The sequence below is a fragment of the Flavobacterium sp. genome (assembly GCF_043780635.1).
Lineage (GTDB): Bacteria > Bacteroidota > Bacteroidia > Flavobacteriales > Flavobacteriaceae > Flavobacterium.
This window is the reverse complement of sequence record NZ_JAYWCK010000017.1, coordinates 1-15,289: the sequence shown is the minus strand read 5'-3', so window position 1 is coordinate 15,289 and position 15,289 is coordinate 1. Positions and strand designations below refer to the sequence as shown.

Sequence of the window (15,289 nt, the reverse complement as noted above, 5' to 3'; positions counted from 1 at the left end):
ATAAATAAAATATGTCAAAAACAAAAAAATATTTAAAATTATCAGGTCTTGAACCGTTAATCATTACGCCAGAAACCAACTTTGTAAACGTTGGCGAAAGAACGAATGTAACCGGTTCACGAAAATTTTTGCGTCTTATAAAAGAGGAAAAATACGCCGAAGCACTTGCTGTGGCTCGTGACCAAGTAGAAGGCGGCGCACAAATCATCGATATTAATATGGATGAAGGAATGCTTGACGGCGTTTATGCAATGACCACTTTCTTGAATTTAATCGCTTCGGAACCAGATATTTCTCGTGTTCCTTTGATGATCGACAGTTCAAAATGGGAAATTATCGAAGCCGGTTTGAAAGTGGCCCAAGGTAAAAGTGTAGTCAATTCGATTTCTTTGAAAGAAGGAGAAGAACGATTTATACACCACGCCAAATTGGTAAAACGTTACGGAGCTGCTGTAATTGTTATGGCTTTCGACGAAAAAGGGCAAGCCGATAACTACGTAAGACGTATCGAAATTTGCAAACGTTCCTATGATATTTTGGTGAACGAAGTTGGTTTTCCAGCCGAAGACATCATTTTTGACCCAAATATTTTTCCTGTTGCCACAGGAATGGACGAACATAAATTAAACGCTTTAGATTTCTTCCGAGCCACAAAATGGATTAGAGAAAATCTTCCTTATGCACACGTAAGTGGCGGTGTAAGTAACGTTTCATTTTCTTTTAGAGGAAATGACACGGTGCGTGAAGCAATGCATTCGGCTTTCTTGTATCACGCCATCAAAAACGGAATGACAATGGGAATCGTAAACCCCGAAATGTTGTCTATTTATGATGAAATTCCAAAAGATCTTTTGGAACACGTCGAAGATGTTTTGTTAAACCGAAGAGAAGATGCCACAGAACGTTTATTAGACTTCGCCGAAAATGTAAAAGGTGATTTTAAAGTCAATGAAAAAGCAATTCAGGAATGGCGTTCAGGAACCATTCAAGAACGATTAACGCATTCTTTGGTAAGAGGAATCGACGAATTTATAGAATTAGATATTGAAGAAGCTCGATTGGCTGCGGATAAACCAATTGAAGTTATCGAAATCAACTTGATGACGGGGATGAATGTCGTTGGAGATTTGTTTGGTTCGGGAAAAATGTTTTTGCCACAAGTGGTGAAATCAGCACGGGTTATGAAAAAAGCGGTGGCGTATCTTTTGCCTTATATAGAAGCTTCAAAACAAATTGGTGACAAACAAGGGAACGGAAAAATCCTGATGGCAACCGTAAAAGGCGATGTGCACGACATTGGAAAAAATATCGTTTCAGTTGTTTTGGCTTGCAACAATTATGAAATCATTGATCTTGGCGTAATGGTTGCTCCTGAGAAAATCATTGCGGCTGCAATAGAACACAACGTAGATATTATTGGATTAAGCGGATTAATCACACCATCATTGGACGAAATGGTTTATTTGGCCAAAGAATTAGACAAGCAAAACGTCAAAATTCCAATAATGATTGGTGGTGCAACAACTTCAAGAGCTCACACAGCAGTAAAAATTGCGCCTCAATATAGAGAAACCGTAATTCACGTAAATGATGCTTCGAGAGCCGTAACGGTGGCAGGAAATTTATTGGATCATAATAGGAAAATATATGCAAGCGATATTCGAGCCGAATACGATGCTTTCAGAGAAACGTTTTTGAATCGTTCGCGGGACAAGAATTTCTTGACCATTGAACAAGCACGTGTCAACAAATTAAAATTAGATTGGGAAAATTACAATCCGATGAAACCCAATTTTATTGGAACAAAAACTATCGAAGTCGATTTGGATGTTTTGGTTCCGTATATTGACTGGACACCGTTTTTTAGAACTTGGGAATTGTTCGGGAAATATCCTGCGATTCTGACGGATCCTGTTGTGGGCGAACAAGCGCATTCTGTTTTTCACGATGCGCAGGAAATGTTGAAGGTTATTTTGAAAGAAAAGAAATTGACTGCCAAAGGAATTTACGGAATTTTCCCGGTGAATCAAGTCAATGATGATGATATTGAAGTTCGTGATGAAAGCGGAAAATTATTGGAGAAATTCTTGACTTTACGTCAGCAAGCCCAAAAAACAAAAGGAGCTCCAAACATAGCTTTGGCTGATTTTATCGCGCCAAAAGAAAGCGGAAAAACCGATTATATGGGTGCATTTTGTGTAACTACTGGTTTTGGAGTTGACGAATGGGCAGCCGAATTTCAAAAAGATTTGGATGATTATAATTCGATTATGGTCAAAGCATTGGCAGATAGATTTGCTGAAGCATTCGCCGAATATTTACACGAAAAAGTGCGTAAAGAAATTTGGGGTTACGCTGCAAACGAAGTTTTATCAACCGAAGCTTTAATCGAAGAAATCTACAAAGGAATCCGTCCAGCGCCAGGTTATCCGGCTTGTCCAGACCATTTAGAAAAACCAACGATTTGGAAATTGCTAAATGTAGAACAAGAAATTGGAGTAACTTTGACCGAAAGTATGGCAATGTGGCCAGCTTCATCAGTTTCTGGATATTATTTTGGAAACCCTGAAAGCAAGTATTTTGGACTCGGAAAAATTAAAGAAGACCAAGTTGTAGATTACGCCAAACGAAGAAATATTCCAACGGAAACAGCCGTGAAATGGTTGAATCCTAATATAGCAGACTAATAAATGAAAGTAACAGAACATATAGAAGAAGCACAAGGGAAAACATTGTTTTCTTTCGAAATTATTCCGCCACAAAAAGGCAAAAGTATTCAGGAATTATACGACAATATTGATCCGTTGATGGAGTTCAAACCGCCTTTTATAGACGTGACAACTTCGCGTGAAGAATATATTTATGTGGATAAAGGCAACGGATTATTGGACAAAAAATTGACCAGAATGCGTCCCGGAACTTTGGGAATTTGTGCTTCCATAAAACATAAATATTCTGTTGACACAGTTCCTCACGTGCTTTGTGGAGGTTTTACCAAAGAAGAAACAGAGTATTTATTAGTAGATTGTCATTATTTAGGAATCAATAATGTAATGGCCTTGCGTGGCGATGCAATGAAAGATGAACAATCTTTTGTAGCAAAAGAAGGCGGTAATAATTATGCGGTTGACTTGGTAAAACAAATCCACCAATTGAATCAAGGGAAGTATTTACACGATGTAATGCACATTGACAACAAGGCTGATTTTTGTATAGGCGTTGCAGGTTATCCAGAAAAACATTTAGAATCGCCATCCTTGATTTCCGACTTAAAAAGACTAAAAGAAAAAGTAGATGCGGGCGCGGATTACGTGGTAACACAAATGTTTTTTGACAATGCAAAATACTTCGAATTTGTTGCCAAAGCAAGAGAAATAGGAATCACAGTTCCAATTATTCCTGGAATCAAACCAATTGCGGTACAAAGACATTTGCAAATTCTACCACAAATTTTCCGAATTGACTTGCCAGAAGACTTGATAAATGCTATAGAGAAATGCAAATCCCCTGCCGATATCAAACAAGTAGGCATTGAATGGGCAATCCAACAATCCTTAGAATTGAAAGCTGCCGGCGTTCCTGTTTTGCATTATTATTCTATGGGAAAATCTGAAAATATCAGACAAATAGCGAGCAAGGTTTTTTAAGTTACTAGACCTGACAGGTTTTTAAAACCTGTTAGGTCTCTACTTTGTGATTTCCCTGAAAACCGCCTCCAGATTTTTATTCTTCTGATTGAGTTGTAATGTTTTTAATCCATTGGCATTCGCAAAATCAAAAACTTCGGGACGCATATCTTTATCTGCGTTAAACGTCAATTCCCAAATCATATCGTGGGTATTCTTGAAAGAAGTCAGATTTTCGATTTTGGCAATCAATTGTTCTTCGACTTTATAGTCAAATTCTACTTCGATAACTTGTTCCTTTTCTGCTGAAATTAAGTTGTCTAGTTTTTTGTCGGCGACAATTTTCCCGTTATTGATGATAATTACTCTGTCACAAATAGCCTCGACTTCCTGCATAATATGCGTCGAAAGGAAAACGGTTTTGTCTTTGCCCACGTTTTTAATCACGTTTCTAATTTCTACCAATTGATTTGGGTCTAAACCTGTTGTTGGTTCATCCAGAATCAAAACATCAGGATTATGTAATAAAGAATTGGCAAGTCCCACACGCTGGCGAAAACCTTTAGACAATTGTCCTATTTTCTTGTGACTTTCATTGGATAAACCAGTCAATTGAATCACTTCTTCAATTCGGGATTTGGCCACTTTATAAACATCAGCATTAAAGGCCAAATATTCTCTCACATATAAATCCAAGTATAACGGATTGTGTTCCGGCAAATAACCAATGGATTGTTGAACGGCTTTAGCTTGTGTGTTCACGTCAAATCCATTTACGGCAGCAGCGCCTTCATCGGCAGCAATATACGTGGTCAATATTTTCATTAAAGTTGATTTTCCAGCACCATTTGGACCCAGGAAACCCACGATTTCTCCTTTGTTGACTGAAAACGAAATGTTGTCCAAAGCTTTTTGAGCGCCGTAACTTTTCGATATATTATTTACTTCTATTGACATCGCTTTTTGTTTGTAGCAAAAGTAAACAGAAAAAATATTGATTTATTGTTTTTTTAGAATCTTTGTCAAACTTCAAAACTTTGACAAAGATTTGTGCCAATCTCATATATTATTTAGATTAAAACTTGATAACGGATCACGAAAGATTCTATAATAATTATGGCATTGTTCTTGTTAAAACGATATTAAATTTAAAACAATTTAAAAATGAAAAAAGTATTACTTATTCTTGCTTTGGCTATGTTTAGCTTTGCAAATGCTCAAAAGGGAACAATCTTAGTTTCCGGAAATGTGGGATTTAGTTCTGAAAAAATGAATTCTTCAGGAAATGAATCAACTCAAAGTAGTTTTGGAATTTTTCCAAAAGTGGGTTATCAATTCGCTGATAGTTGGACTGTTGGTGTTCAATCTAGCCTGTCATTTGTAAATAATGTAACAGATTCAACTAATGGTCATTCAAACAATTATGGTATAGGTGCCTTTGTTCGCTATTCAAAACCAGTAAGTGAACTTTTTACAGTTTATGCAGATTTAGGAACAGGCTTTAGTTTTGGAAATGGGAGTTACTCTAATAGTGGGACAGCTTATGTTACTTCTAAATCAAATGGATTTGGGATTAATATAAGCCCTGCTTTATTAATCAATATAAAAAAAGGTTATGGATTAAATTTTGGATTTGGAGGATTAGGTTATTCTTCATCTAAAGTAGAAAACCAAACTATTCCAAATAGTTTTCAAAACTCAAAAATATTTGATTTTAGTTTTGGTCAAGCATTTACCGTTGGGATTTCAAAAAACTTCTAACATTTAAACTTTATAAAGTTTTACAAAAGCATTCGTTTTTCGCGAGTGCTTTTTTATTTGGGAATAATTCATTTAGATTTATATATTTACCAAACTTTATAAATTATGTCATTAGAAAACACATCATCGGGTAGTTTCTTAAAAAATTACAAAAGTATTTTATTGCTTTTGGGAGGAATATTGGCAGGAAGTATTTTAGGTTTAGTTTTTGGAAAAGGAGTTGAAGTGATAAAACCTTTTGGCGATATTTTTCTGAACTTATTATTCACGGCAATCATTCCGTTGATTTTCTTCACGATTTCGTCCTCAATTGCTACTTTAGAAAAAACGGAGAAACTCGGGAAATTATTTGCTATCGTAATAAGTGTTTTTTTAGGAACAGTTCTGGTCTCTGCTGTTTTAATGATTCTTGGCGTTTTGTTATTTCCTATTCAACAAGATATTACTATTTCAAAAATTCCATTGGAAACCATACAAGGAAGCAATGCCGGTTCCCAAATCACGCAATTGCTTACCACCAATGATTTCTATGAATTGTTGTCACGAAAAAGTATGTTGGCTTTGATATTATTTTCTTTTTTGATTGGCTTTGCCACATTACAATCTGGCGAAAAAGGGCAAAATTTCAAAAGTTTCCTAAAATCTGGAGACGAAGTGATGAAACAATTACTGCATATTATTATGAAAACGGCTCCAATAGGTTTGGGCGCATATTTTGCATACCAAGTAGGGATTTTTGGGCCGCAATTATTTGGCGCTTATGCCAAGCCATTAGGACTTTATTATGCCGTTTGCGCTTTATATTTTGTTGTGTTTTTCAGTATATATGCTTTTATGGCTGGAGGAAGAAAAGGACTTGTGGTTTTTTGGAAAAACAATATCACGCCGTCGTTGACAGCACTAGGAACTTGCAGTAGCATTGCCACGATTCCAGCAAATCTTGAAGCCGCCGAGGATATGAAAATACCAAATCACATTAGTAATATAGTGATTCCACTTGGCGCACCTTTGCACAAAGATGGTTCGGCGATGTCGTCAATTATTAAAATTGCGGTTATTTTTGCGATGTTCGGTAAAGATTTTACGGAGCCAAGCACCTTGCTTATAGCTTTGGGAATTACAGTAATCGTTTCGGTGGTTGAAGGCGGAATCCCAAACGGTGGCTACATTGGAGAAATTTTGGCTATAACGGTTTATGGTTTTCCAATGGAACAAGCCTTGCCAGCTGCAATGATTGTTGGGACTTTGGTTGATCCAATGGCGACTTTGTTGAATGCTAATGGCGACTTGGTTTCGGCGATGATGGTCACTCGAATTTCCGAAGGGAAGAAATGGCTTACGAAATCTTTGACATCGGATTTAAAAGGTTAAAGCATCAAAGGTGCTCAAAAGCAGTTGCTTAAATGTATATTTTTCGAGGTGGTTTTTGATTATTACATAATTAAAAACAAGTTTTATCGAGAATTCTTCTTTTGTTCAATAAAATCAGCGTTTTTTTTTGGTTAGCAAAAAATAATTTATACATTCGCAGAGAATTTTTAACAAAAATCAGAAACAAAATGTCCAATAACCGTTTTTATTTTAGCAATACTTACTATTTCTTCTTTAGGAAGTAAGGATTGTCTATGGTTATTTGAAATACAACAAACAAATAAAACTAATATACAATCCTGATGAAAATCAGGATTTTTTTTTGAATATTTATGAACACAATAATTGCAATTCAAGGTATAAAAGGCTCTTTTCATCATCAGGTGGCACAGGAATATTTTGGCAATGATGTAGAAGTTGACGAATGTTTGTCATTCGATAAATTGGTTGACAGTTTGTTGTCCGGAAAATCGAATCAGGCAGTTATGGCGATAGAAAATTCAATTGCAGGTCCAATTATTCCGAATTATGCTTTGATCGATAAGAATAATTTGCACATTATCGGTGAACATTATTTAGATATTCATCAAAATTTAATGGCGCTGAAAGGTCAGAAAATTAAAGATATTTTAGAAGTTCACTCACATCCAATGGCATTGTTACAATGTATGGATTTCTTGAAAAAATATCCAAAAATTAAATTGGTTGAAGATAAAGACACTGCCGAAACAGCCCGTAGAATTCAGAAAAAACAACTTTCAGGAATTGCTGCAATTGCTAGTAAAACAGCTGCCGAAATGTATGATTTAGATATTTTGGCACCCGAAATCCAAACGATTAATAACAATATGACACGTTTTGTTATTGTCAAAAAGGAGAATTCATTTGTGGCTGAAAACGAAATCAATCGCGCTTCGATAAAATTCGAATTGGATCACAAACGCGGAAGTTTGGCTGCAGTTCTCAATGTAATGAGCGATTGCAAGTTGAATTTAACCAAAATACAATCCTTGCCAAAAATTGAAACGCCTTGGAAATATTCGTTTTTCGTAGACGTTACTTTCGAAAAATATGAGGATTACGCAAAAGCTAAATCATTAATGGAAATTATGGCAGAATACTTCAAAGTATTAGGCGAATATAAAAATACAAGACCGTGATACAAACCGCAAAACGTTTAGAAATAATTGAAGAATACTATTTCTCCTCTAAATTAAGAGAAGTAAGGCAACTCGCTTCCGAAGGGAAACCAATTATCAATATGGGGATTGGCAGCCCGGATTTACGTCCGTCACAAACGGTAATCGATGCTGTTACTTTGGCAATGCAGGAAGAAAACGCACATCAATATCAGAGTTATCAGGGTTTGCCGGAATTGAGAAATGGAATGGCTGACTTTTATCAAAATAACTATGGAGTTGCTTTGAACCCGAATACGGAAATTTTGCCATTGATGGGTTCCAAAGAAGGAATTATGCATATTTCATTGGCTTTTTTGAACGAAGGTGACCACGTTTTGATTCCGAATCCAGGTTATCCTACGTATACTTCGGTCACGAATTTAGTTGGTGCGGTGCCGGTTTATTATGATTTAAAAGAAGTTAATAATTGGGAACCTGATTTTGAAGCTTTGGAAAAATTAGATTTATCCAAAGTAAAATTAATGTGGATGGGTTATCCGCATATGCCAACAGGAGCAAGAGGAAGTTTGGAATTGTTTGAAAAATTAGTGGCTTTCGCCAAAAAACACAACATCTTGTTGATTAACGATAATCCGTATAGCTTTGTCTTGAATTATAAACCAATGAGTTTGTTGCAAGTTGATGGTGCAAAAGAAGTTGCATTGGAACTGAATTCACTTTCAAAGACCTTCAATATGGCAGGTTGGCGAGTGGGAATGGTATTAGGAAATGCAGCTTGTATTGATGCAGTTTTGAAAGTAAAAAGCAATATGGACAGCGGTATGTTCTTCGGGATTCAAAAAGGAGCAATTGAAGCTTTGAAAAGTGACAAATCCTGGTTCGATTCGATGAATGCGGTTTACAAAAAAAGAAGAGTTTTAACAGAACAATTGGCGGAAAAATTGGGTTGTGAAGTTTACAAAGAAGGTGTTGGATTATTTGTTTGGGCAAAATTGCCGGATGGAGTCACATCAGCAGAGAAGTTTATAGACGAAATATTATATGAGAAATCAATTTTCATAACACCGGGAACAATTTTTGGTTCAAACGGTGAAGGATATATTCGGTTTGCATTGTGTGTAAAAGAGGAAAAAATTCAAGAAGCAATTGATAGATTTTAACAGATGAAAATATACGTAATAGGAACAGGATTAATAGGAGGCTCGTTAGCATTAGGAGCTAAAGATTTTTTTGATGATGTCAAAATTTATGGTATTGATAGCAATGAAGATCACTTGCAAGAAGCTGTAAAACTCGGAATTATTGATGAAGTTGCGGTTTTTGAAGATTTAGTCAATGCAGATTACGTTATCCTTTCGGTTCCTGTTGATGTAGCACTTGTGTTTTTGCCAAAAGTTTTGGATATAATTCCGGATACAGCGACTGTTTTTGATGTTGGTTCTACCAAAACACCAATTTGTGAAGCGGTAACCAATCATCCTAAAAGAAGAAATTTCATTGCGGCGCATCCCATTGCGGGAACAGAGTTTTCTGGCCCTTCGGCAGCAATAAAAGGATTGTTTCAAGGAAAAACGAATATCATTTGCGAAGTCGAGAAAACGACTTTCAAACTGCAGGAAAAAGCATTGGATTTGTTCAAAAGTATGGGAATGAGAATCCGATATATGGATCCAAAATCGCACGACAAGCATATTGCTTATGTGTCGCATTTGTCTCACATTAGTTCCTTTATGCTTGGAAAAACGGTAATAAATAAAGAAAAATCTGAGCAGGATATTTTTGATATGGCGGGTTCTGGATTTGAAAGTACAGTTCGTTTGGCCAAAAGTTCACCCGCAATGTGGACGCCAATTTTTAAACAAAATAAAAAACAAGTGGTGAAAAGTTTAGAAGAATATATTTCTAATTTATCCAAGTTTAAAGAATTATTAGAGAATGACGATTACGAAGCAATTTTCAATGAAATGCAAGGCGTAAATAGAATAAGGAAAATATTAAACGGAATGAATAGTAAAAAGTAAACAGAGTTCAATCACAGTTTACAGTTAGAAAAAAACAACACAGAAAAAAATAATAAAATAAATAATTAGAAAAGATGGAAAACAAGAAAGAAATGAGAAATTGGTTGAACGAATTCAATTTGACTCATCCATTTGTGATAGCAGGACCTTGTAGTGCTGAAACAGAAGAACAAGTTTTGAAAATTGCGCACGCATTGAAAGATTCTGACGTAAGCGTTTTTAGAGCTGGAATCTGGAAACCAAGAACTCGTCCGGGAGGATTTGAAGGTGTTGGTGAAATTGGATTAAAATGGTTGAAAAAAGCAAAAGCCGAAACAGGATTGCTAATGGGAACTGAAGTTGCCACTGCTGCTCACTGTAAATTAGCTTTAGAGAATGACATCGATGTTTTATGGGTTGGTGCGCGTACAACTGCAAATCCGTTTGCGGTTCAGGAAATTGCCGATACTCTAAAAGGAACGGATAAAATCGTATTGATAAAAAACCCGGTAAATCCAGATATGGCTTTATGGTTAGGTGGTGTGGAACGTTTGTATGCTGCAGGAATTAAAAATTTGGGAGTGATTCACAGAGGTTTTTCTACTTACGAAAAAACAAAATACAGAAACATTCCAGAATGGCAGATTGCCATCGAATTGCAAAATAAATTCCCTGATTTACCTTTAATTATTGATCCATCTCACATTACAGGAAATCGCGATATGATTCTTGAAGTAACTCAGGAAGCTTTGGATTTGAATTATGACGGAATGATTATCGAAACACACAATGATCCGGACAATGCCTGGAGCGATGCTGCACAACAAGTTACGCCAGATGCTTTGAAACAAATTTTCAAGGATTTGAAAGTAAGAAAGGTAAGTGGAGACACTGATGAGTTTGCCAATAAAATGACAAAATTGAGAGCCAATATTGATGTTTTAGATGCCAATTTATTGGAATTGCTAGGAAAACGTATGAAAGTGGCGGACGAAATTGGTCAAGTGAAAAAAGATGCCAATGTTGCTGTACTCCAAAGCAATCGTTGGAATGAAATTCAGGCAAAAATGATTGCTGAAGGTGCTAAAAAAGGATTAACCGAAGAGTTTATCGTTAGGTTATTCAAAGATATTCACCAAGAAAGTATTGGTCATCAAGAAAAAATATTGAACTCTTAAATAGTTTTTTTATAAATTAATCTCCACAGTTGTAATAAATTGTGAAGATTTTTTATTTTTGGAATAGTCCTAAAAAACTTTAAACTTTAAACTTTAAACAAAAAATTACCTTTGCAACTATGACCGGAACCGTTTATAAATCTACAGGAAGTTGGTACACCGTAAAATCATCGCAAGGCGATTTTATAGAATGCCGTATGAAAGGGAAATTTCGAATTAAAGGAATCAAAAGTACTAACCCAATTGCTGTGGGGGATATTGTAGATTATGAACTCGAAGAAACTTCGGATACAGTTACGGGAACCATTCATAAAATTCACGAAAGAAAGAATTATATTGTTCGAAAATCGGTTAATTTATCGCATCAAATGCACATTATTGCGTCGAATATTGATACTGTTTTCCTTTTAGTTACCATCAATAATCCACCAACAACGCCTAATTTTATAGATCGTTTTCTGGTAACTGCCGAAGCTTATGGAATAGAAACGGTTTTGGTTTTTAATAAAATTGATACTTTTGATGATCCAACTTTGGACGAACAATTGTATTTGCAGCATATTTACGAAAACATTGGATACAAATGCCTTCGTGTTTCTGCCAAAGAAAGTAAAGGAATCGACAAATTGAAGGAAATGATGATTGGCAAAGTGAGTATGTTTTCCGGGCATTCTGGAGTTGGAAAATCGACTTTGGTCAACGCTTTGGAACCAACTTTACATCTAAAAACAAAAACAATTTCAGAAGCAAGCAAGCAAGGACAGCACACCACGACTTTTGCCGAAATGTATGATTTGTCTTTTGACGCTCGTATAATTGACACACCAGGAATAAAAGGTTTTGGGATTGTCGATATGGAAAAGGAAGAAATCAGCGGTTATTTTCCGGAGTTTTTCAAGTTGAAAGAGCAATGCAAATTTAATAATTGCCTGCACAAAGACGAACCCAATTGCGCCATTAAAAAGGCATTGAAAAAAGACGAAATCGCTTGGTCACGCTACAATTCTTATCTTAAAATTCTGGAAGGCGACGACGAAAATTATCGAACTGATTCCTATGATGAAGACCGAAAAGCAAGTGATGAAACCAGAAAATAGCAGAGACGCTACTTATCACGTCTAATTATATTTCTAAAAATAATGAAAGCTGTAATCCAAAGAGTTGCTCAAGCCTCTGTAACCATAAATTGTAAAATTGTGGCCGAAATCCAAAAAGGACTCCTTGTTTTAGTTGGAATTGAAGAAGCCGATAATCAAGAAGATATAATTTGGCTTTGCCAAAAAATTGCAAATCTTAGAATTTTTGGCGATGAAAATGACGTGATGAACTTATCGGTTAAAAATATTGACGGCGACATTATTGTTGTAAGCCAATTCACCCTTCAAGCTTCGACCAAAAAAGGCAATCGCCCTTCCTATATCAAAGCAGCAAAACCAGAAATTGCCATCCCGCTTTATGAGGATTTTGCACAACAATTAGAAAAAGAATTAGGTAAACGAGTACAAACCGGAATCTTTGGTGCAGATATGAAAGTAGCACTATTAAACGATGGTCCCGTGACAATATTAATTGATTCTAAAAACAAAGAGTAATTAATCTTTGTCAAAGTTTTAAACTTTGACAAAGATTTTCAAAATCAGAGTTTCCAATTTCCTACTTTTGCTTTTATTCACAATCCACAATTTAATATGAGCCTTTACGAAAAACTACAAAAAGCAACAAGCGAAGAAGATGTAAAAGATGCTTATATTAAAGCATTGGGTTTAAAAGAAGTTCAAAAAAATCTTATTGATATTCAAAGCAAAGAAATTTGGTTTGAGGCTAAACAAAATGCAAAACTTTCTAGTTATGCGATGTTTACACAATTAATGCATTATGTTCAAGATGCTTTGAATAAAGGTCATTATATTCCCCCATTTCTTGCTGTTATTGATACTCAAAAAGCAGCTATAATGAAAAGTGAGGATGTTCTTCCATTTCTGGAGAAGAAAACCATCAAATGGGGAAAATCCGCAAGTAGTTATACACAAGAAGCATTAGACGCAATTTCTGCTCATATTGGAACGCACTTTGTTTCTTTTAAAATTGAAACTCACGAAGAAGAATTTATAAGCACCATAAAAAATGCTATAAAAAAGGGTGATATTATCCGTACTCCAATAACACCTGACAATTTAAAACAAGTTTTTGACAAATGGGTTGTAATGATTGGGCGTGAAATAGAACGCATCAATGACGAAGATTATGCGCTCTTGTTTTTTGCCGATATTATGCACGATGGCACCGTTTCTACTCACGAAAATTTGCCTGCCGAATTAATGCACAAAGATGGTTCGCCAGTTTTTCTTTTAAACGGAAAAGTATATAAATTAGGAAACAAAGAAGGCTATCGCCAGTTTTGGGCAATTTATCACAAACCTCCAAAAGCCGAATATAGAAACTATTTATTAGAACGACGTGATAGTTTAATCCCCATAGACGAGCGCAGTTTCAAAGGGGCATATTACACGCCACTGAATGTGGTGGATAAAGCTTATGACAAACTAGCCGAAACGCTGGGCGACAATTGGCAAAAAAACTACATCGTTTGGGATATGTGTTGCGGAGTAGGAAACCTAGAAGTAAAACACTCCAACCCACGAAATATTTATATGAGCACCCTAGACAGTGCCGATGTAGATGTAATGCGAGCTACGAAAACCTGCGTGGCAGCACAACGTTTTCAATACGATTACCTCAATGATGATATTGATGATTTTGGCAACATAGATTATTCGCTTACCAACAAAATTCCTCAAAGCTTGCGCCAAGCCATTGCCGATGGTAAAAAGATTTTGGTGTTGATTAATCCACCGTATGCGGAAGCTACAAACGCTGATAATACTGCAATTGGCACAGGTGCAGAAAACAAAACGGGTGTTGCAAAAACTAAATTTGCTTCAACAGCAATGGTAGAATATGGCAAAGCAAGTAACGAATTGTTTACTCAATTTGTTGCTCGAATTGCTCTTGAAATTCCAACTGCTACAATTGCTATGTTTAGTAAATTGAAATATGTTAATGCTCCTAATTTTGAAAAATTTAGGGAAGTTTGGAAAGCAAAATATCTAGGAGGATTTATAGTTCATAGCAAATCATTTGAAGGATTAAAAGGGAATTTTCCAATTGGTTTTTTAGTATGGAAAACAGATATGCTTTTTCCTAAAAAAATTGACATTTCAGAAATTAGCACTGAAGTTTTAGATAAAAATGCGCAACCCATTGGAGAAAAATCGTTTTATAATTTGCCAAACAATATTTTTTTGAACGTTTGGCTGAAACGCCCAAAAGTAAATAAGACAAATATAATTCCTTTGAAAAATGCAATTGCTCCAACCCCTGGAATAGCCAGAGTTTCAAATTGGTCTGATAATGCAAAGGCATATATGTATTGTGGCGTGAATGATATTCAACACGCAACGCAACAAACGGTTATTTTTTCTTCACCTTATGGTGGTGGAAATGGTTTTTATATAAATCCTGAAAACCTTTGGCAAGCTGCAATAGTTTTTTCAGTCAGAAGATTAATAAAACCCACTTGGATCAACGATCGAGACCAATTTCTGCAACCAACCGAACCTTTAACCGAGGAGTTCAAAAGCGATTGTTTAATCTGGATGTTATTCAACGGAAGTAATCTCACCGCCAGCGCCAACGACCTCGAATGGAATGACAAAAAATGGTCAATTGTCAATCATTTTATTCCCTTTACCGAAGAAGAAGTACGAGCAACGGATCGTTTCGAAAGTGATTTTATGGTGCAATATTTAAAAGATAAAAAGTTGTCAAACGAAGCTCAAGCCGTTTTAGAAGAAGGTAAAAAACTATGGCAATCGTATTTTTTAAATACCGATGTAAGAACCGTCAGAGATGAGCTTAAACTTAATCGTGCTGATGTAGGTTGGTATCAAATCCGCAAAGCATTACAAGCAAGAAATGCTAGTGGTGATTTTGCACCAGTAAGTTTTAAACCTTTTGAAGAATCGTATAAAGCATTGAGTGAGAAATTGCAACCAATGGTTTATAAATTGGGATTTTTGAGGGTTTAAAAATAATTAAAAAACCCTCTCATTTGGAGGGCACTGAAAAAGTCATTTTAGTACTTAATTGATTAATAAATAAGGAGTAGAAAACTAGTTTTTCTGCTCCTTATTTTGTATTTTTAAGTTTAA

At 35.6% G+C, this 15,289-nt stretch carries 12 protein-coding genes; 11 read left to right on the top strand and 1 reads right to left on the bottom strand.

Going from position 1 to position 15,289, the window contains the following annotated elements; translation table 11 throughout:
• Positions 1-11 precede the first annotated feature (11 nt).
• Both metH and metF read left to right on the top strand, forming a co-directional pair.
• Entirely contained in the window at positions 12-2,687 is a 2,676-nt protein-coding gene (metH, locus tag ACH2BV_RS01315) for a methionine synthase (protein WP_395048717.1), read from the top strand.
• Between the two features lie 3 nt (positions 2,688-2,690).
• Complete coding sequence (gene metF, locus ACH2BV_RS01310) at positions 2,691-3,647, top strand: methylenetetrahydrofolate reductase [NAD(P)H] (RefSeq protein ID WP_395048715.1); 957 nt, start codon at positions 2,691-2,693, stop codon at positions 3,645-3,647.
• Positions 3,648-3,686: 39 nt separating this feature from the next.
• Here the strand turns inward: metF and gldA are convergent, their stop codons facing one another.
• Positions 3,687-4,583 carry a gliding motility-associated ABC transporter ATP-binding subunit GldA gene (gene gldA, locus ACH2BV_RS01305; protein WP_395048713.1) on the bottom strand — a complete coding sequence of 299 codons (897 nt, stop codon included), beginning with the start codon at positions 4,581-4,583 and terminating at the stop codon, positions 3,687-3,689.
• Positions 4,584-4,790: 207 nt separating this feature from the next.
• On the opposite strand from gldA, the gene ACH2BV_RS01300 reads away from it, so the two are divergent.
• The 9 genes from ACH2BV_RS01300 to ACH2BV_RS01260 all read left to right on the top strand — a co-directional run bounded on the left by ACH2BV_RS01300 (position 4,791) and on the right by ACH2BV_RS01260 (position 15,166).
• Positions 4,791-5,387 (top strand): outer membrane beta-barrel protein, encoded by a 597-nt coding sequence (locus ACH2BV_RS01300; protein ID WP_395048711.1) that lies wholly within the window; start codon positions 4,791-4,793, stop codon positions 5,385-5,387.
• A 105-nt stretch (positions 5,388-5,492) separates the two neighbouring features.
• On the top strand, positions 5,493-6,758 hold the full coding sequence (locus ACH2BV_RS01295) for a dicarboxylate/amino acid:cation symporter (protein ID WP_395048710.1): 1,266 nt from the start codon (positions 5,493-5,495) through the stop codon (positions 6,756-6,758).
• A gap of 332 nt (positions 6,759-7,090) precedes the next feature.
• The gene (locus ACH2BV_RS01290) at positions 7,091-7,918 is read left to right on the top strand and encodes a prephenate dehydratase (RefSeq protein ID WP_395048709.1); all 828 of its coding nucleotides are present in this window, start codon (positions 7,091-7,093) and stop codon (positions 7,916-7,918) included.
• Positions 7,915-9,060, top strand: a complete 1,146-nt coding sequence (locus tag ACH2BV_RS01285; RefSeq protein ID WP_395048707.1) for an aminotransferase class I/II-fold pyridoxal phosphate-dependent enzyme — start codon at positions 7,915-7,917, stop codon at positions 9,058-9,060. Before ACH2BV_RS01290 ends, ACH2BV_RS01285 begins: the two co-directional genes overlap by 4 nt.
• A 3-nt stretch (positions 9,061-9,063) precedes the next feature.
• Positions 9,064-9,921, top strand: a complete 858-nt coding sequence (locus ACH2BV_RS01280; RefSeq protein ID WP_395048705.1) for a prephenate dehydrogenase — start codon at positions 9,064-9,066, stop codon at positions 9,919-9,921.
• Between the two features lie 74 nt (positions 9,922-9,995).
• Entirely contained in the window at positions 9,996-11,078 is a 1,083-nt protein-coding gene (locus ACH2BV_RS01275) for a chorismate mutase (protein WP_395048703.1), read from the top strand.
• Positions 11,079-11,197: 119 nt separating this feature from the next.
• Positions 11,198-12,175, top strand: coding sequence for a ribosome small subunit-dependent GTPase A (gene rsgA / locus ACH2BV_RS01270; RefSeq protein ID WP_395048702.1), 978 nt, complete (start codon positions 11,198-11,200; stop codon positions 12,173-12,175).
• A 42-nt stretch (positions 12,176-12,217) separates the two neighbouring features.
• On the top strand, positions 12,218-12,670 hold the full coding sequence (gene dtd, locus ACH2BV_RS01265; protein ID WP_395048701.1) for a D-aminoacyl-tRNA deacylase: 453 nt from the start codon (positions 12,218-12,220) through the stop codon (positions 12,668-12,670).
• Between the two features lie 96 nt (positions 12,671-12,766).
• A complete protein-coding gene (locus ACH2BV_RS01260; protein ID WP_395048700.1) occupies positions 12,767-15,166 on the top strand; it encodes a hypothetical protein in 2,400 nt (799 codons plus the stop codon).
• Positions 15,167-15,289 lie beyond the last annotated feature (123 nt).

What these genes read in the sequence shown, in the direction of transcription:
- metH (WP_395048717.1), top strand. Translation starts at nt 12, where the DNA reads ATGTCAAAAACAAAAAAATATTTAAAATTATCAGGTCTTGAACCGTTA.
- metF (WP_395048715.1), top strand. Translation starts at nt 2,691, where the DNA reads ATGAAAGTAACAGAACATATAGAAGAAGCACAAGGGAAAACATTGTTT.
- gldA (WP_395048713.1), bottom strand. Translation starts at nt 4,583, where the DNA reads ATGTCAATAGAAGTAAATAATATATCGAAAAGTTACGGCGCTCAAAAA.
- ACH2BV_RS01300 (WP_395048711.1), top strand. Translation starts at nt 4,791, where the DNA reads ATGAAAAAAGTATTACTTATTCTTGCTTTGGCTATGTTTAGCTTTGCA.
- ACH2BV_RS01295 (WP_395048710.1), top strand. Translation starts at nt 5,493, where the DNA reads ATGTCATTAGAAAACACATCATCGGGTAGTTTCTTAAAAAATTACAAA.
- ACH2BV_RS01290 (WP_395048709.1), top strand. Translation starts at nt 7,091, where the DNA reads ATGAACACAATAATTGCAATTCAAGGTATAAAAGGCTCTTTTCATCAT.
- ACH2BV_RS01280 (WP_395048705.1), top strand. Translation starts at nt 9,064, where the DNA reads ATGAAAATATACGTAATAGGAACAGGATTAATAGGAGGCTCGTTAGCA.
- ACH2BV_RS01275 (WP_395048703.1), top strand. Translation starts at nt 9,996, where the DNA reads ATGGAAAACAAGAAAGAAATGAGAAATTGGTTGAACGAATTCAATTTG.
- rsgA (WP_395048702.1), top strand. Translation starts at nt 11,198, where the DNA reads ATGACCGGAACCGTTTATAAATCTACAGGAAGTTGGTACACCGTAAAA.
- dtd (WP_395048701.1), top strand. Translation starts at nt 12,218, where the DNA reads ATGAAAGCTGTAATCCAAAGAGTTGCTCAAGCCTCTGTAACCATAAAT.
- ACH2BV_RS01260 (WP_395048700.1), top strand. Translation starts at nt 12,767, where the DNA reads ATGAGCCTTTACGAAAAACTACAAAAAGCAACAAGCGAAGAAGATGTA.